Below are 15,232 nucleotides of genomic sequence, written 5' to 3' on the forward strand. Positions count from 1 at the left end.
CACTTCCTGAGTCAAAGCGTGATCGGTTTCAGTTTCAATGCTTGCTGTTTGGCGCTGGTGGAACCTGCTGTAAATGCTGCAGCGTTGTTCGGCGGTGGGCTCGACGCGTGGACGTGACTGGCGATCTGAGTGTTCATCTGATCCACCAGATCGATCAGATCGCATAGCACCTGGAGCACGTTCACCGATTGCGACCCCAACCAGGTCTTAGGTGCCTGCATATGCTGGCTGATCCCAGCCACGCTTTTGCGCAATCCTTGGATCCTCTCCTGCATGTCGCCACCCACCGTGGCGTTGTGCTTCTGCGCCACCACCAGGTTGAGGTCACGACCGGTGGCCAGGTGCAAATCGTCCACGGCCGCCAGGCTTGCGGATCCGCCCGACAGCAGCTTGAGCGCACCCAAAGCTTCGATCTTTTTCACACCGCCTACCGTCTCGGTCGAATGGTCGTCTACCGTACTGGTGTGAATCTGGAAGCGCTCGGTGTTGTCCATGGCCTCCACTTCGCGCTCGATCGCCAGGTCCTGAATCTTGCCGTCAGTCTTCCGCAACCAGTTACCACCTGCGTCGACGCGTTGTTGCACAGCGTCACTGTGCTGCCAAACCTGGTCGCCCTTGGGTACTTTTGGCAAAGTCAGGCCGTGCGGCAGGATGGTTTGAATGTAGGGTTTGTGTGGCAGGCCATAGGCGAAGCACACAACCACGCTGGTGCCTTCCTCCGGAAAGGCGAAAAAACCCATCTCGTCACCACCCACTGGCATGGGTAGCGGAACGCCGGACAACACCGGGAGTGTCGTATCGATTTCGCCGTCCGGCCCCATCACCTGCAGGTCAACTGAGAAACGCGGTCGGAAGTCATCACACAGCCCAGCATTGGCCGGTGCGTCGGCCACAGCCACGACCTTGGCGAATCGCGGCAAGTGATAGCCGCCGGTGAGTTCAGGAAATTGGCGTTCTACGCTGCGCTTTATTGCGTCGTCCATTTGATGGCCATCTGTGTGCCGGCCAACGTCACGTTCGTGATCCGTTCGCCCTCGTTGATTGATACGCCTGGTCGCAGGCCTGGCAACGCGGCGATCATTGCGCTCTGGCTGCCTTGGTAACCATCGAAAAGGTTAACTGGCAGTTGTAGCGGCGATCGAGCGCCGAAGAAGCTGTCAGCCCAGGCGCCCACGTAGATCTCGCCGTCACCCTGTTGCTGCCAGATAAAATCTTTGACCCCGAACACCCGTGCCATGCTGTCCATCGCCTGGTAACCAGCGGCCAGGTTGTAGAAAAACGGTGTTTTGACCCGGGTATAGGCCTGATCCGGAACCCGAAAGCGCAGGCCGGTCTTGCTGCCGATGTCGGCCAGCACCGCACGCAGATCTACATGACGCAGGTTCATAGGCAACGGGTTGGCCAGAACCGCGGCTAATTCGCGACACAGCAAAACTTGCTCGATGCCGTTCGTGGCAGTGCAACGCTCGACGTAGCCAATGAAATGACGCTGCAGCACCGCTTCGTTGTAGCCGATATCGAACGTGACCAAACCTTTAACGGGAACGCCCGCCTTGATCGTGAACGTGGCGCGGCCCGGACTCTTGAGATCCAGACGGACATCGTCGTTGACCAGCGGTAAGTCAACGCCGCCGATTGTCAGCACCTTATGCAGTTTCATGCTCATGCCGCACCGCCCAGATAGGTGTCCACCTTCTTGAGCACCGCTTCAAAGCCGGTCAACTCTTCGGGTGCACCCGACGCCCCCGATCCGCTACCAGCCACGCCATCGCCAGGCGCTGACTGAGTCGTCACCCCGTTGCCGGCGCGACGGTTCTCGACCTTCTCTGGATTGGACAGCTTTTCGCTCAGGGTGAACTGGACGATCCACTGGGCCAGGGTGTCGTCTTCCCGGGCGCTGACCCCATCGGAGAACGTCACCTGCCGGATGCCAAAGGCCTTGGCCGTATCGTTGACGATCCGGTAGGTCTGGAGTTGGCCACCGCCTGCAGTCGCCTCGGCCAGTCGCATGATCGTGCGCAGGTTGTCGAGCGACTTGTATGGGATCGTCAGCGCTACGGTCAGTGTCTTGGGCTTAAATCCCTTGTGCGACTTGTCGGTGCCCGACGTCTGGCCACCCAGATCGTCGGCCTCGATCTTGAGATTGGCCGTCAGCTTCATGCGATGACCGATAATCTGCTCGCCATTGAGTAGCAATGTCATAGGCCCACCAGCTCCCGGACAAAGGTCAGGCTTTCCGCCGATCCGACCAGAAGTGCACCGGCGCACAGCGGCCACTCATGCCCCGGCGCTTCGCCTTCAAGTAGCTCGCGGCGTAGCTGACCAGCGTCACCTGGTCCCAACATCCGGGACTGTATCGATACGTCGTCTGCGCTGTTGGTGAACTGGGCCTTGAGATCGGCCAACTGTTGATCGCGCTCCTGGGCCTGCGCTTTTTTCCGAATCTGCAGGTTGGCAAGGTCGACCATCGGTGAGCTGTCGGCGGCATACCCTTCGAGCATCGCCAGCTGGCCCGCCATGGATTGGCTGGCCAGCTTGGTGATCGGGCAGCGTTGCAACGGCAGCTGACTCCAGAGCGGCATCTGTCCCGCGATCGGCATGACCCACTTTTCCACCTCAAGCCTGGCCAGGTGTTCAGCACGACGTTCGGCGCGCACGAGGTCTGGCATAGGCAGCACAACGTTGAACCGTCCCAACGTCGCCGCAAGCTGATCCAGACGCGTGGCGAGGAAGATCAGTACCAAGGCGCTTTGCTGACCTTCAGGGCGGACAGCGTCGGTGGTGTCGGTCAGCTTGTCTGCCAGCAACTGCAGCAGGTTCGGCGCGGACAGAAAACGCTGGTGACCACCGCTGCCCTGGCCAACCCCGTGCTGGAACGGCGTCACGACGATGCAGGCCGGCACATTCTCGAACTGGTCGGCCAATGCTGTGCGACCGGCGCTGATCGCCGCTTGTGCTGCGCCGCCGATCGGCCCCGGGCTGGTGGTCGCGATGTTGGCCAGTTTCGCGACTCGCTCTCCCGTACTAAGCATTTCGCTCTGAATTAGATTACGGGCGCCGTCCATCTGGTCCATCCATTGCGTGGCTTGCGCTGGCCAGCGCAGTTTGATTGGTGCCCAGTCATTCATCAGAAAGCACCGCGCCAATCCAGACCGGCATGTCAGGCCGGGTCGACTCCATTGGATAGCCATCGACTTGCGGCCACTCACGCACGGCTCGGCGCCACTGCAGCAGCTCTGCGAACCGCTCCGACGTGATCGGAAGGGCTTGGCCAAGGTCGCGGGCATCCCGGTATTCAGAAACGACGTTCTCGGATGCCTTGAGCTTCGTATCGATCCACAGCCTGGCCAAAACAGCCGGATCCGACTCGACAACGATGTCCTCGGCGTAGTCCACAAAGTCCCCTCCGTTGCCTAGGTACTCGCCGACCGCCTCGAAAAGCGGCGCGTTGTAATCGTGAGTAACGTGGCAACGATTGCCTGCTACGGTCACAACATAGGAACCGTCTTTCTTGACGGCCACTTCGCTGAACAGTGCAACCACTGCAGACGGATCTTCAATCACTGATTCGTTTTCGTGCGCAGGAATGGCTGCTGGTGGGTTTTCCAATTGTTCGTTCAAGGTGCGTATCTCCACGCAAAACCGTAAATAGTTGCGCCGCCAGTGAAAGAAATCACGGTGCCTCCTGCAGCCTGTCCGCTCTTACCCACAACACCTTGGCCGGCTGAGTAGTAGTGCATCAGCGAGTAGCACCAGGTGCCGCCAGGCGGAAGCTGCACAGAGGTGCCAGTCAACTGCACAGCCAGAAAATTGTTGGAGTCGGGGCGATAGAAATTGCTTTCGTTCCAAAGAATTCCCATGTCGGTGGAATCGACCTGAGCACGAATCCCTGCGCTGTCGGTAGACCAGCCCAGCCGAATGGTGCTGGAACCTTGTCTGTAACCACTGCCCTGCTGCACGGGCGTGAAGCCCAGTCGCCGCTGCAGGTAGTGAATCGCGCCGTCAGTCCGGCGTCGGAAATAGGGGTACTCTGGGTTGTCACTGGCAAACCCGGCATAGGTCAGCGAATCGCCTACTACGCGAGCGTCAAGATACGAGTTCACTTGTCCGGCGGTGTAACAATCGGTGATGCCATAACCGCCAAGCGTGGTGGCCTTGTTGGCCTTGCTGTTCGGATCAAAGTTATTCTGACCCCAGATCACCCCAAGGTCATTGCCATCAACTGCCATGCGTATAGCAGTACCCGACCAACCAATATTCAGTCGATTGCCTAGTTGATTAGGCCCGCCGCCTTGTTTGATAAACGAGCTGTTGGCTTCGGTTTTTGTGAAGGCGTCAGTGATTCCATAACCGGCAAGGGTGTTTGCCCAATTCGCTTTGCTGCTCGGGTTAAAGTTCGATTCACACCAGACCAGACCAAGATCCGTTGCGTCGACAGTTGCAACAAGGCCTCGACTCGACCAGCCGATATAAACGCTGTTGGTGAGTTGATTGAGTCCACCTCCCTGTTTGACGAAAGCAGCGTTGGCGGCAGATTTGGTGAACGCATCGTTGATGCCGTAACCCACAAGTGTCGTCGGGTTATCGCCCCACAGGACAAGGCCTTTTTGGTTGATGCCGACTCTCGTGTAGGTGCCGGCAGCGGCGCCACTGTCTGCCAGGGTCAGGGTGATATCCGCGTCGGCAGAACCGTCAAAGGTGGCGCTACCGGAGGCCGCTCCTTTAAAGCGAAAGGTGCGTGCAGTGGCCAACTGTGCTGCTTTGCCGGCAATCGACGTTCCCTTGATGATTGCGTCGATGGAGAGCCACAACCAAGCACGGACGGTGGTGACCATTTTGGTAGTGGCCAACACCGAACTGCTGTTGCTCGCCTCATCGTCTGAAATCGCGTTGGGGATTTTGTCTAGTCCGACATCCGCTTTCGTCGTGGCCCGCGCACGCAGGTTCGGATAGTCACCGGTTCGAGCAGCCAGGTGCTTGATCAGCTCGCCGGCGATCGGCTCCACCGGACGCAGATCCGTGATCGAAGTCGAAGTCGGCAGGTCTGCCAGCGGCACCAGATAGTGGCGACCGCCGGCACTGTCGGTGTAATCCGTTTTACCGGGGCCGAACACAACCTGGAAAGTGCCGACCACGTCGCTCAGTTCACGCTGAAGGACGACATCGAGCCAGGCATTGTTTGGAACGGACGGCACCGCCACCGGATGCGCGGCAGAACGCTCCAGGCGTATGCCTTCCACATAGGCCAGCCCGGGTTTGAGCTGGTACGCGCTGCCGACCTTTTCCAGTGCCAAGCCATTGCCGAAAAAACAGGCGCGCCCAAACACGTCGCGGTTGCTGCGGCGCTGACGCTCATCGATGCCTTTGAGGCGTGCGGTGAAGTCGTGCTGCCAGGTGCTGGCATCAATCTTGATGCCCGTCAGTTGCTGCGCTCCGTCGAACACCACCAGAAAGTTGCGCGTGACGTTGTTGCCGATCTGCTCGGGCAGAATGTTTTTGCGCTTTTGTTGGACTGGCACGTAGGCGACCGACAGCAAAACACCCTCGCTGCTCTCAAGGCCGATCCAGTTCCAATCGAAGTCGCCGACGTCCGTGCCCATCATCAGGCTGTAAACGACCTGGTTGGGGTTGACGTACCCGTCTTGGGTGACCGGCCAGGTGTAAACGATCTGGCCGGCAGGTGGTTTGCCGGCTGCGCGATTGACTGGCCCGTTGGGATTCAACCCGGGCACGTTGGCCAGCACAAAGTTGGTGATCTTGAGTGGTTGGCTGGCCGCCTGTTTTTGGGCAATAAGGCTTTCGCCGGCCAGTGTGATACTTGCAGCCATGAATGCTCCTACAGGCTGGCAACCAGCGTTTGCTGGTCGTCGTTGAACTCGACCAGGGCAATACGCAACTGCACTGGGGTGATGGTGACGAAGTCATAGCGCCTGCAGGTGCGGCCGTACTGACGGATCAGCACGCGCAACAGGTCAGGGTTTTCGGATAGCTGCGAGTCGCTAAGGGTCAACAGAACGACGTCCCAGTCACGATCGGGCATGCGCTCGCTGATCTCGATGTAGCCAACGCCCAGGCGCACCAGGATGCGTTTCAGGCCGGCAGTGCTGCCGGCGTCCACCGAGTTGATAAAGGCATGCTTCACGCGCAGGCGGAACAGGCTCTCGGGCTCGCCGTTGAAGCGCGTCACGTCCCGTTGCCAGGCCCACAGTTCAAGAATGGAGAGGTGGCAGGTGTCAGCGTCGAACTGCAGGTAGGGCCAGCGCAGCCACTCGGCAGCCTGTTCCCACCAGAGCTGGGCGGTGGCCACCAGCTTGGTCAGTTCCAGCCCTTCGAGCCAGAACGGCAATTTGAGCTTGATCATTGCAGTACCACCGACAGGGTGCTGATCCGAGGGATGTCCAAGGCCGACACGATGTCGCTATTGGTGAATCGTAACGAACTGATATTTGGAAACTGGGCGTGCAGTTCTTCGGTCAGCCGGCTGAAGCTGAAGCGAGACTGCGGAAAAGTGCGCGTCGGTGCGTAGTCACTCTGTGTGCTTTCGCGGAATGCAGCGCGGATGAACAGCCCGATCTCAGCCTGCAGCGTCTGCAGCTGTAGCGCGGTCAGATTGGGCACATGCCAGACCGTGAGGCCAATCGCGTGCAGCGTCTCCGGCATGGCCTTCGCCAGCAGATCATCGCCGTGGCCGTGGTTGCCGCCGTCACGGATGTGCGTGTTGATCTGCTCCAAGAACGTATCGGCTGGCACGCCGGCGTCGAACAGCACGAAGGCATTGGCACTGCCTGGCCCACGCGGTGCGCCGTGTTCAAAGTAGACACCGTCCGCCGCAACCCCAGGAAACCCGGTGATGATTGCCCGGTACACCGCATCGGTATGCCACTGGTTAACGGCTGAGAACTGGTTGCGCACGCGCAGGCGCAACTGGTCGTCATGCTCGGAATCCGCACCGGGCGTCTTCAGCCAGTCGGTGTTGTTCACCACCTGGACGATGCCGGGAACTGATTGGGGCAGCACGGCGTAATAACCCGGCGCCAGGTTATAGCCGCTTCCGGCGCCAACAGCCTTGACCGGCACCACCAGTTGGCTCTGGCCCTCTTCAAAGCTGCGCGGCTCGCTTGTGACCAACTGATAGATATGACCGTTGAGGGTCGGTGATTGGACGACAGTGCCGATCGGCACTTCCAGTTCGCCGCCGGTATTGGCGCGGAAAAACAGCAGTTCTCCGATCGCCACTGTGGCGGCCTTGCGCTCGATGTTCACCGCCCAGGCCAGCATGTCCAGCCACTGCTTGCCGGCAGTCTTAACGAAGAAGTTCGGCAGCACCGTGCCACTGACGAATTCCAGCAGCCACAACACCGGCTTGGTGACCAGAGCCGTGATGATCCGCCAGAACGGGCTGTAAGCGCTGGTGTTGCTCAACGTGCTGCCTTGCTCGACGGCCAGTTTTTCCCAGGCCTGCTTGAGCTGCGCCTCAGTAGTTGGCACGCCGGAATCACTTAGTGCCTTTTGGAAGTCGACGGTCACAGGGTGATCTCCAGTAGGCCGAATTTCACGGTCGTGGCGGTGACCAGGTACACACCTGGCTTGCTCTGAACGATCTGCGCAGTGCCAGGCACCAGGCGTTCGTCCGCTTCCACCAGCAGCTCCATTTGCTGAATGCAGTCGCGTTGACGTAGCCGGTCACGCTCGGCCACCAACGTGATCAGCAAACCGCTTTCCCGGATCAGATGCGCGATGTCCTGTGCGATCGAGGCGCGATCAGTCACCAACAGTGGCTGGCGGGCTGGGTCGAGTACCAGGTCGTTGTTCATAATCAAAAGATCCACGTACTCACTCATCAGCCGCCCACCGCCATGGCCATCATGTTTTCCAGCTCCAGCGGGGTCATAGGCTTGGAGGTATTGATATTCAATGTCTCGACATGGGTGCCGGGGCGCTGGTTGGGGTTCATGGCGTTGCTCTGGTTCTGGAAGCTTTGCATCAGTCCTCCTTTCGGGACGGCCTCGGGTTTGGTGGGGCTGATCGACGTATTGGCGTTGATCGCCTTGCGAGCTTCGATGCCTTTGTCCGTCTTGGCGGGCAGTTCGATGACCTTCTCGACGCGCGCCGGCAGTACGCTTTTGGGCTGCATTGAAAACGCCAGATCAGCGGATGCCGGCGGCAGCATGATCGGCTCGGCCTGGTTGATCTGAGGGGCAGGCATCTGCAACGGTTTAAAGGGCAACACGTTGGGTTGGGGCAGCTGCGCCTGGGGCGCCATTGCGTTCAGCATCGGCGTGACCGGTGCCGATGCCTTCGGTGCTGCAGCCATCACCAGCGGCGGCGCCTGGATCGGCGCCTGGGGCGGACTCATCAATTGCGGCAGCAGCGGCGCGTCGACCAGCGGAGCCGTGATAGAAGGCAATTCCGGCGCCACCGGCATGTCGCCAAAAGCCGCGTCGATCTGCACACCCGGAATCTTGTTCAGAATTTCAATCAAGCCATTGATGGCCTGTTTAAAGATGTTGACGATGCCGTCCCACGCAGCCTTGGCCATGCCGGACCAGCCGCCCATCGAACCGAACCAGTCAGACAGGGAGGTCAGCTGTTCGCTGATCCACTGAAACGCAGCGGTGTTCATCAGCGCCGCGCAAAGCTCGTCCCAGTACACGACAGCCGCGACCACGGCAGCGACCAACAAAACGATACCGGCCACGATCAGCAGCACCGGGTTGGCCAGCATGGCGGCGTTGACCAGCCAGATCGCGCCCTGCCACAGCAACATGCCAACTCGAACCAGGCCCATCCAGGTGTAAAGCACCACCAGACCTGCAGCGAAGGCCGCGACCAGAACGGTATGGAACAGGAACATGGCAATGGACTTGAAGCCCTGCCAGTTGAGCAGCTTCCAGACCGTAAGCATCCCCAGCCAGACCATCTTGCTGGCCCCGACAACAAGGGTCAGCAACGACATGGCGGCGATGAAGCCAAAGACGATCAGCGTTGTAATGCCGATGATCCGCGTTATGTTCGGGAACAGCTGCGTCCAGCGGGTCAAGGTTCTGGCAATACCCACCAGACGATCCATCAACGGGGTCAAGGTCGGAATCAGCGATTGACCGAACGCGATGCGCAGGGCTTCGACGGCTTTGCCAAACTGCTGCCAAGGGTCGACCATTTCCTTGGCCATCTTTTCGGCGTTCTCCAGACCTCGGATCTGGCCCAGCTCGCTGATGCCGTTGCGCAGCCGGTCGGTGTCCTTGGCCAGTGCGCCGATCACCTGGGCACCTTCACCGCCGAACGCTTCCATTAACTTGGTGCCGGCGGCGGCGCTGGTCAGATCGCCATACTTGGCGGTCAGCTTGTCTAGGATCTGGATCATCGGCAGCGCATTGCCAGCGGCATCGGTGAACGTGAGGCCAGTTTTCTCAGCAGCTGCGCCCATATTTTCAAAGAACGCCTTGTAGCGCCCGCCGGCGTCACCGCCTTCCATGGTGCTGGACAGCGTACCGATCACCGCCATCTGCTCGGCCACACTCACACCGGCCTGAGTGGCAATCGCGCCTACTTCCTTGAACGCGTCCTTGAGCTGGGCGCCGTCTGTTCGGAACAGCTTCACCGCAAGCGCCGTTTGCCCGGTCAACTGCTCGACCCATTCGACTTTGCCCATCTTGTCGGCTTCGGTCTTGAACAAGTTGTACATGGTGCCCAGGTACGCGCCGGTGGTTTCCGCATCGGACTTCGTGACCTTGGCCAGCAGGTTGCTGGAACTGGTGATGGCGGCCAACTGACCGCCGACCAGCCCCTTAATGGCTCCATCGATGACGCGTGATGAGGCGACAAATTCGGCGGCGCTGGCCGCGTAATCGATCGAGAATTCCAGGGCGGTGCGGTTCAGGGACGCCAGCGCGTCCTCGGCAGTCCCGAGGGCGCGCATGTCGCCCAGTGCCCGATTGACCTCCAGCGCCGGTTCCAGGGATTCGGTGATGGCCACGCCTGCGCCCACCATGCCGGCCAAGCCTGCACCCATCTGAATGATGTTCTGCTGACTCTGGGCGGCAAGGTCGCTAAAGCTGGTTTTCACCTTGCCCAGGGGGGCGCTGACCTTGTCGGTCAGATTGAGGATGAAAGCCAGGCGAGCGGAACGGTCAGCCATCGGGGTTATCCGTTAAAGGCAGTGGAAATGCCATTGGCGACGGCAATTTCCATGCGTCTCCAATGTTCGTCTTCCAGCCACTTGGCGCTGCCCATACTCTCGATCGTGGGTTCAGCGCCAGGCAGCCAGCGTTGGGTCAAGGCCAGTAGCTGGCCTAGCCCGTCTTCGGTCAGGCCTTCGGCGTAGGCGAGGGCTTTTTTACGATCACTTGAACGTCTGGCGAGTACTCTTCAAGTAACGCACCAGCCATGGTCATGGTGGTGACCGGGTTTTCCAGCAATTGCTTGAGCGCGGTTTTGTCTTCCTGCTTTACGGTGCCCATCAGCAGGTTATGGGCCGGGGCGACCTTGTTGGCCTGTGTCGTGGCGTTGAAGTACTTGGTGACGTCCTGGGGCGTCAGGGAGAAGGTGAATTCCAAGTTGCCCATTTCCAGGGTGATGCTGCGGTTTACTTCGCTCATGTCGGTGTTTCCGTAAGGTTGAGTTGCAAAAGGTCAGTGTTGTGCCGGCGCTCGCTGGCACACGCCAAGGGCGTATTGCTGCAATCCGAGGATCATTTGCCGGCTTAGGGCGTGCTGATCTCGGAGGGTGAAATAATCCGGTCGAGCGTCTGCTGCGAGTTCGGCGGTTCCTGCATCAGCCACGCGGGTGGTGCTGGAGGTGGCGGGCACAGAGCCGGTAGCGGAACAGGTGGCGCGGATCCGCAACCGCTGAGCACCGTCGTCAACAGCGCGGCGCAGACGCCGGTTTTCATCGCGTACATGGGTCAATTCCTTGGTGTTTCGTTGATCGATCGCGTCCCGCTCGCCGAGCATCTCGCCAGTGATTCGAGCCACTTCTCGCAGGCGGACAACCTCCGATTTCAGGCCTTTAAGGTCTTTCAGCGCTTCGTCGCGTTGATCTACAACGCGGATGAACCAATACAAGGGCACCAGGGCGGTAATCAGCATCACGATCAGAGCGAGCCGGAACGGTGAAAGAGTCATTTCAGGCATAGCTCCATCTCGGCCAACCGGCGGTTGTGCAGACCACGGACAAAGGTCTTGCGACCATCCGCCCCCGTCACATAAGCCCACACCGGCGTCTTGCCGTCGGGTGCCCAGGCCAAAGCCTTGCAGCCCTCAGTAATGTGGCCTGCGTTGATCAGGCCCACGGCACGGCTCGAGCACGTCGTCGGCACTCCGAAGTTGTGGCCATGACTGCTCAAGGCGTCGAACGTGTTCTGCCCGATCGCCTGATTGGTCATGCAGTCGGCCAGGCTCAGTTGGCCCTTGGCGATGACCAGGACTTCAACCTCGGCGCAACGCGCATCGGACCAGTAGTCACCGACCACAACCGGATCCGGGCTGGTATGGCGGGTGATGCCTTTGCAGACAGTCGGCAATCCACCGGCCAGTTTGTCGGCATACACCACGTTCTGGCCGTTGCCTTCCCAGTCGCCCAGGAACGCGGTCAACGTGCCGCTGCAGAGCACCAAAACGCCGGCGACGATCTTGTTGCGCAGGCTCATACTTTGGCCTTCCAATCACGCAGCATCTGGCGGTACTTAGGGACCAGCAGCAGGATCTGCAGCACCATGTAAAAAGCGGTCAGCATGTAGGCCACTGCCGACCAGTCGACAGCACCCGTCGCACCAGTGGCGGCGACGCCGATGGCAGGCGACGCCTTGACCACGGCAATGGCGGTGTCCTGAGCAGCCTGATTCGTGCTCATCAGCGAAATCCTTTTTCGGTCAGGGTTTGGCAAGGGACGCAACGGGTCATGCCGCCCAGTGCCTGGCGCGCTGGCGGGATCTCCTTATCGCAATCCTCGCAATGGGTGAGGCTTGGCCCGCTCGCTCGCGGCTTGGCCAACTGGGCCGCAATGGCTTGGTCGCGTTGTCGCTGCTCCAGAGCCTGCGCACGATCGAACGGGCAGACCATTACGTCAGGCCTTCGATTTCAGCAGCAGCCAGGTACGGCACACCGTTGATCTTGATGAAGTCCGGACTGGTGACGTCGAAAGGCACCTTGTGAGTGTTCTTCGCGCCGCCCTTGGGATCGATACTCAGCAGGCTGGAGACGCGAACCTTGCAACCGAACGCCTCGATGCGCAGTTCCTCTTCGCCGGCTTTGGCGAAAAACACGATGTCGAACGGCTCCAGCTCACGGAAACTGCCGGATGTCTTCGCCTGCTCGATCAGCAGATTGAAGTTGGTGGTGTCCAGCTCCAGTTCGCCCGCTGCAGCGACATCGCCATCAACATGGCCGTTGGGCACGCCCTTGGTCTGGGCCACGGTGCTGTTGTCCGTGATGTCCAGGGTGCCGGCCTCTACGTGAACGAGCAGATCGCCCAGGTTCACGTCGAAGTTCTTACCGCCAATTTTTGCGGCCATGGGGTTACTCCGAATCCGTTACGGAAAGATCGAGCGCGATGTTTGCGGTCAGGTCTTTCGGGCAGTTGAGGGGGCGCAGCTTGAGGTAGGCCACGACAGAGGTTTTGCTTGTCCAGGTCAGCACGATGTCGCCGTCCTTGGGCTGCTCGATCTCGCCCGGGAACACCTGACCGGCGAACTTGGTGGACTTGGCCATCGCACGCAGCGGGGCCATGAGCTTGGAGGTGGTAGTCGCCATGCTGTTGGCCGAACTGTTCAGGCTCCGATCGCCCACATAGCGAATCAGTAGGATCCGCACGCGGCGGGCAGCCTTGTCCACGACACGCAGGTTTTCGATCACTTGGAAGTCACTGCCCGGGGCGTCCAGCAGATTGCCGTCACCCCAGAAGGTGCCGGGATAGTCCGGGTAGGTCTGCGGCACCGACAGGCGCGCTGCGTCCAGTTGGGTCAGTACGGCTGACGTCAGTGCTACGCCGTCCAGATCCTTGGGCTCAGCGCCCAGGCCCACTAATGCTCCAGTCGCTACGCGCATCGGCGTATCGGCCACGCTCACGGAAGCGTTGGCCAGACGACCGGCCAGAACCCCCAGGTTGTTGCCATGCAGTTGTGGTACCGGCAGAACCCGAGGCGCAGCCAGGCCGTCGACAATGGCTTTCTGCTCTACGACGTAGGCGCTCCAGGTCAACTGCGGGGCAATGCCGGCAGTGGCAGCCATTACAAAGATGCGGCGGCCCAGTTTGTTGCTCAACTCCGTGGCCGCAACGTGCATTGCTGACAGCTCGGCCTGGGTGGTCGACGGCTTGACGACTACCACCGCTTCGAAGGAATAGCTGCGGGTCGCACTCTCCAGCGCCTGTTGCCAGGTGATGTCATCCGCGATCGGAGCGGCCACGCAAGCCCAGCGATCGCCGCCGTTCGCACGCGCCGCCAGGATTTGGGTTTTCAGGTCGCTGACCGGAACGCCAAGCTGGATGTCCAGATCGCTCTGGGTATCCAGCGGGAGCAACTTGCCGACGTTCTTGGCGGCGGGACCGATGAACAGGAAATAGCGTTCGATCTCGGTCACGGCACCCTGGCCGAGGTTGAGATTGTTAACGCTGACTTTGCCGAGTGCCATAAAGCGGTGCCTCGTTAGCGGGGGGAATTAAGGATTTGTTGCAGCACCAGATTCACCAGCTGGCTGGTTTCACTGTCGCTGGCACCGAGAAACTGACGTGCAGGTAGCCGGATGTCCCAGCTTCGCGCGCCGGCAGATTCGGCTGGTTGGTCGTCCAGGACGCGGATCAACAATCCCGCCCGGGCGTAGTTCAGGTGTTGCTGAATCCAGGCCACAGATGGGCGTGTCAGCGTCTTTTTGCCGGTCTGGCGGGTTTTAAAGCCCAACCGACGCAGGCTCTTGGCCTGCTTTACAGTGGCTGCGGTGCCGGGAGGGACCTTGTTCCACTCACGCATCTGCGCGGCGGTGCGCCGTTCGGATACGCCGTTGTGTTGCTGCGAGGCAACCCAGCGGGTCAGGGTGTTACGCCAGCCCAGTTCGGCCTCGTTTCCGCTCAGGCGGGTGACATCGAGCAGCTTGCCCAGTCCCACCTCCATCTTTTTCTTGCCCTTGGACGTGTCCTTGCGGGCTTCAAACGGTGTGCCGTCCAGGTTCTGCTGGTTGCGGATGCGCTGGCGGCTCAGGCTGCGCACGCGCTTGGCCACGTTGTTCAGCAGGCGCTTGCGCTTGGGCGTAGGCAACTCCATCAAAGCCAGCAGATCCTGGGCTTCGAGCATGCCGCGAATGTCCAGATCAAAGGCCATGGCCGGTCACCTCGCCGGTTTCCGCAACCCACAGTTCGAATGGCACGAATGACCAGGTCTTTCCGAAGGCCTCGATCTCGCCTTCTAGATCCTCGGCCAGGTACTGGGCTTCGGTGAACTGAAGCTTGATGTCGACGTCGGCCAGATCGTTGTCGAGCATGACCACGTCGAACACGACATTGGGCAGACCGTCACGGTCTTGGTCGTGGGTTTCCAGCCAACTGCCCACCAAGGCAAACAGGCGCGCAGGGTGATCCGCGAAACGCTCGATCGTGATTGTCGCGCCGTAGTTCATGTCACCCATGTGCATGCCCTGGGTGTCGGGCTTCCAGACCAGTTCGACTTGCACCTGGTCGGTCCAGCTGTCGAGCTGTTCCGGAGCCACCAACTGGCGTTCCAGCAGGTACTGGGTCAATGCCCTGAGCTTGATCACAGCAGCACCGCCGTAATGCGGCCACGGCCCTGCAACGCACGCACCGCCTGTTGGCTGAAAGCCAGAAACGTGTCTTCACGCTCGGGCGCTTCCTTGGCGGTGTTCTCGGCGCTCTCGCGGCGGGTCACGGTGGCGAACTGCTGCAAGGCGCTGGCCTTGGCGCGGCAATACACGGCGCGCTTGTACAGCTTGGCTTTGAATGCACGTTCCGGCAGCAGCATCGGATCGGCTGTTTTCACGGTAACGATGCCCGCTGCCAGCCAGCTGGTTTTGAGCTTGGCCAGGTCGATATTGACCTCGGCCATAGCGATAAACAGGGCGTCGGTCAGCAGGTCGCCCAGGAACTCCGCCGGCAGGCGATAGCCCTTCTGGAACTCGGCCACGGAGAGGTTCGGCCAGAAGCCGTCGTTCTCGATCGCCTGTTCCACGATGGTGGTGGGTTTCCCGGAAAAGCTCATTGCTGACCGCTCAAATTAGGGCGGGGAGAC

General features: G+C 60.3%; 21 protein-coding genes. All 21 read right to left on the minus strand.

Annotation, left to right across the window (positions count from 1 at the left end; genetic code table 11):
- Nucleotides 1-11 precede the first annotated feature (11 nt).
- The 21 genes from U862_RS0100520 to U862_RS0100615 are packed head-to-tail and all read right to left on the minus strand — an operon-like array spanning nt 12 to nt 15,202.
- The gene (locus U862_RS0100520) at nt 12-983 is read right to left on the minus strand and encodes a hypothetical protein (RefSeq protein ID WP_025108607.1); all 972 of its coding nucleotides are present in this window, start codon (nt 981-983) and stop codon (nt 12-14) included.
- A complete protein-coding gene (locus U862_RS0100525) occupies nt 968-1,666 on the minus strand; it encodes a hypothetical protein (protein ID WP_025108608.1) in 699 nt (232 codons plus the stop codon). Before U862_RS0100525 ends, U862_RS0100520 begins: the two co-directional genes overlap by 16 nt.
- Nucleotides 1,663-2,202: a hypothetical protein gene (locus U862_RS0100530; protein WP_025108609.1), complete on the minus strand. Its 540-nt coding sequence runs from the start codon at nt 2,200-2,202 to the stop codon at nt 1,663-1,665. Before U862_RS0100530 ends, U862_RS0100525 begins: the two co-directional genes overlap by 4 nt.
- Nucleotides 2,199-3,128 carry a hypothetical protein gene (locus tag U862_RS0100535; RefSeq protein WP_025108610.1) on the minus strand — a complete coding sequence of 310 codons (930 nt, stop codon included), beginning with the start codon at nt 3,126-3,128 and terminating at the stop codon, nt 2,199-2,201. The genes U862_RS0100530 and U862_RS0100535 overlap by 4 nt, the downstream gene beginning before the upstream one ends.
- Nucleotides 3,121-3,621: a hypothetical protein gene (locus U862_RS0100540; protein ID WP_025108611.1), complete on the minus strand. Its 501-nt coding sequence runs from the start codon at nt 3,619-3,621 to the stop codon at nt 3,121-3,123. The genes U862_RS0100535 and U862_RS0100540 overlap by 8 nt, the downstream gene beginning before the upstream one ends.
- Entirely contained in the window at nt 3,618-5,828 is a 2,211-nt protein-coding gene (locus U862_RS0100545) for a phage tail protein (RefSeq protein ID WP_025108612.1), read from the minus strand. The genes U862_RS0100540 and U862_RS0100545 overlap by 4 nt, the downstream gene beginning before the upstream one ends.
- An 8-nt stretch (nt 5,829-5,836) precedes the next feature.
- Nucleotides 5,837-6,361, minus strand: coding sequence for a phage tail protein (locus U862_RS0100550; protein ID WP_025108613.1), 525 nt, complete (start codon nt 6,359-6,361; stop codon nt 5,837-5,839).
- A complete protein-coding gene (locus U862_RS0100555) occupies nt 6,358-7,527 on the minus strand; it encodes a baseplate J/gp47 family protein (RefSeq protein WP_025108614.1) in 1,170 nt (389 codons plus the stop codon). Before U862_RS0100555 ends, U862_RS0100550 begins: the two co-directional genes overlap by 4 nt.
- Nucleotides 7,524-7,841 (minus strand): DUF2590 family protein, encoded by a 318-nt coding sequence (locus tag U862_RS0100560; RefSeq protein WP_025108615.1) that lies wholly within the window; start codon nt 7,839-7,841, stop codon nt 7,524-7,526. Before U862_RS0100560 ends, U862_RS0100555 begins: the two co-directional genes overlap by 4 nt.
- Nucleotides 7,841-10,138 (minus strand): phage tail tape measure protein, encoded by a 2,298-nt coding sequence (locus U862_RS0100565; RefSeq protein WP_025108616.1) that lies wholly within the window; start codon nt 10,136-10,138, stop codon nt 7,841-7,843. The genes U862_RS0100560 and U862_RS0100565 overlap by 1 nt, the downstream gene beginning before the upstream one ends.
- Nucleotides 10,139-10,143: 5 nt before the next feature.
- Complete coding sequence (locus U862_RS31345) at nt 10,144-10,284, minus strand: hypothetical protein (RefSeq protein WP_371262548.1); 141 nt, start codon at nt 10,282-10,284, stop codon at nt 10,144-10,146.
- Between the two features lie 23 nt (nt 10,285-10,307).
- Nucleotides 10,308-10,598 (minus strand): putative phage tail assembly chaperone, encoded by a 291-nt coding sequence (locus tag U862_RS0100570; protein ID WP_025108617.1) that lies wholly within the window; start codon nt 10,596-10,598, stop codon nt 10,308-10,310.
- A gap of 33 nt (nt 10,599-10,631) precedes the next feature.
- The gene (locus U862_RS0100575; RefSeq protein WP_025108618.1) at nt 10,632-11,123 is read right to left on the minus strand and encodes a lysis system i-spanin subunit Rz; all 492 of its coding nucleotides are present in this window, start codon (nt 11,121-11,123) and stop codon (nt 10,632-10,634) included.
- Nucleotides 11,120-11,647, minus strand: coding sequence for a lysozyme (locus tag U862_RS0100580; protein WP_025108619.1), 528 nt, complete (start codon nt 11,645-11,647; stop codon nt 11,120-11,122). Before U862_RS0100580 ends, U862_RS0100575 begins: the two co-directional genes overlap by 4 nt.
- On the minus strand, nt 11,644-11,850 hold the full coding sequence (locus U862_RS0100585) for a hypothetical protein (protein WP_025108620.1): 207 nt from the start codon (nt 11,848-11,850) through the stop codon (nt 11,644-11,646). Before U862_RS0100585 ends, U862_RS0100580 begins: the two co-directional genes overlap by 4 nt.
- A complete protein-coding gene (locus tag U862_RS0100590; RefSeq protein ID WP_025108621.1) occupies nt 11,850-12,059 on the minus strand; it encodes a TraR/DksA family transcriptional regulator in 210 nt (69 codons plus the stop codon). Before U862_RS0100590 ends, U862_RS0100585 begins: the two co-directional genes overlap by 1 nt.
- Entirely contained in the window at nt 12,059-12,511 is a 453-nt protein-coding gene (locus U862_RS0100595; protein WP_025108622.1) for a phage protein, read from the minus strand. The genes U862_RS0100590 and U862_RS0100595 overlap by 1 nt, the downstream gene beginning before the upstream one ends.
- 4 nt (nt 12,512-12,515) lie before the next feature.
- Nucleotides 12,516-13,628, minus strand: coding sequence for a DUF2586 domain-containing protein (locus U862_RS0100600; protein WP_025108623.1), 1,113 nt, complete (start codon nt 13,626-13,628; stop codon nt 12,516-12,518).
- A gap of 14 nt (nt 13,629-13,642) precedes the next feature.
- Nucleotides 13,643-14,311: a phage virion morphogenesis protein gene (locus tag U862_RS0100605; protein ID WP_025108624.1), complete on the minus strand. Its 669-nt coding sequence runs from the start codon at nt 14,309-14,311 to the stop codon at nt 13,643-13,645.
- Nucleotides 14,301-14,744 (minus strand): phage tail protein, encoded by a 444-nt coding sequence (locus U862_RS0100610; RefSeq protein WP_025108625.1) that lies wholly within the window; start codon nt 14,742-14,744, stop codon nt 14,301-14,303. Before U862_RS0100610 ends, U862_RS0100605 begins: the two co-directional genes overlap by 11 nt.
- Nucleotides 14,741-15,202 carry a head completion/stabilization protein gene (locus U862_RS0100615; RefSeq protein ID WP_025108626.1) on the minus strand — a complete coding sequence of 154 codons (462 nt, stop codon included), beginning with the start codon at nt 15,200-15,202 and terminating at the stop codon, nt 14,741-14,743. Before U862_RS0100615 ends, U862_RS0100610 begins: the two co-directional genes overlap by 4 nt.
- Nucleotides 15,203-15,232 lie beyond the last annotated feature (30 nt).

This window comes from Pseudomonas sp. H1h, assembly GCF_000633255.1.
GTDB lineage: Bacteria > Pseudomonadota > Gammaproteobacteria > Pseudomonadales > Pseudomonadaceae > Aquipseudomonas.

What these genes read in the sequence shown, in the direction of transcription:
- U862_RS0100520 (WP_025108607.1), bottom strand. Translation starts at nt 983, where the DNA reads ATGGACGACGCAATAAAGCGCAGCGTAGAACGCCAATTTCCTGAACTC.
- U862_RS0100525 (WP_025108608.1), bottom strand. Translation starts at nt 1,666, where the DNA reads ATGAGCATGAAACTGCATAAGGTGCTGACAATCGGCGGCGTTGACTTA.
- U862_RS0100530 (WP_025108609.1), bottom strand. Translation starts at nt 2,202, where the DNA reads ATGACATTGCTACTCAATGGCGAGCAGATTATCGGTCATCGCATGAAG.
- U862_RS0100535 (WP_025108610.1), bottom strand. Translation starts at nt 3,128, where the DNA reads ATGAATGACTGGGCACCAATCAAACTGCGCTGGCCAGCGCAAGCCACG.
- U862_RS0100545 (WP_025108612.1), bottom strand. Translation starts at nt 5,828, where the DNA reads ATGGCTGCAAGTATCACACTGGCCGGCGAAAGCCTTATTGCCCAAAAA.
- U862_RS0100550 (WP_025108613.1), bottom strand. Translation starts at nt 6,361, where the DNA reads ATGATCAAGCTCAAATTGCCGTTCTGGCTCGAAGGGCTGGAACTGACC.
- U862_RS0100560 (WP_025108615.1), bottom strand. Translation starts at nt 7,841, where the DNA reads ATGAGTGAGTACGTGGATCTTTTGATTATGAACAACGACCTGGTACTC.
- U862_RS0100565 (WP_025108616.1), bottom strand. Translation starts at nt 10,138, where the DNA reads ATGGCTGACCGTTCCGCTCGCCTGGCTTTCATCCTCAATCTGACCGAC.
- U862_RS0100570 (WP_025108617.1), bottom strand. Translation starts at nt 10,598, where the DNA reads ATGAGCGAAGTAAACCGCAGCATCACCCTGGAAATGGGCAACTTGGAA.
- U862_RS0100575 (WP_025108618.1), bottom strand. Translation starts at nt 11,123, where the DNA reads ATGACTCTTTCACCGTTCCGGCTCGCTCTGATCGTGATGCTGATTACC.
- U862_RS0100580 (WP_025108619.1), bottom strand. Translation starts at nt 11,647, where the DNA reads ATGAGCCTGCGCAACAAGATCGTCGCCGGCGTTTTGGTGCTCTGCAGC.
- U862_RS0100585 (WP_025108620.1), bottom strand. Translation starts at nt 11,850, where the DNA reads ATGAGCACGAATCAGGCTGCTCAGGACACCGCCATTGCCGTGGTCAAG.
- U862_RS0100590 (WP_025108621.1), bottom strand. Translation starts at nt 12,059, where the DNA reads ATGGTCTGCCCGTTCGATCGTGCGCAGGCTCTGGAGCAGCGACAACGC.
- U862_RS0100595 (WP_025108622.1), bottom strand. Translation starts at nt 12,511, where the DNA reads ATGGCCGCAAAAATTGGCGGTAAGAACTTCGACGTGAACCTGGGCGAT.
- U862_RS0100600 (WP_025108623.1), bottom strand. Translation starts at nt 13,628, where the DNA reads ATGGCACTCGGCAAAGTCAGCGTTAACAATCTCAACCTCGGCCAGGGT.
- U862_RS0100605 (WP_025108624.1), bottom strand. Translation starts at nt 14,311, where the DNA reads ATGGCCTTTGATCTGGACATTCGCGGCATGCTCGAAGCCCAGGATCTG.
- U862_RS0100615 (WP_025108626.1), bottom strand. Translation starts at nt 15,202, where the DNA reads ATGAGCTTTTCCGGGAAACCCACCACCATCGTGGAACAGGCGATCGAG.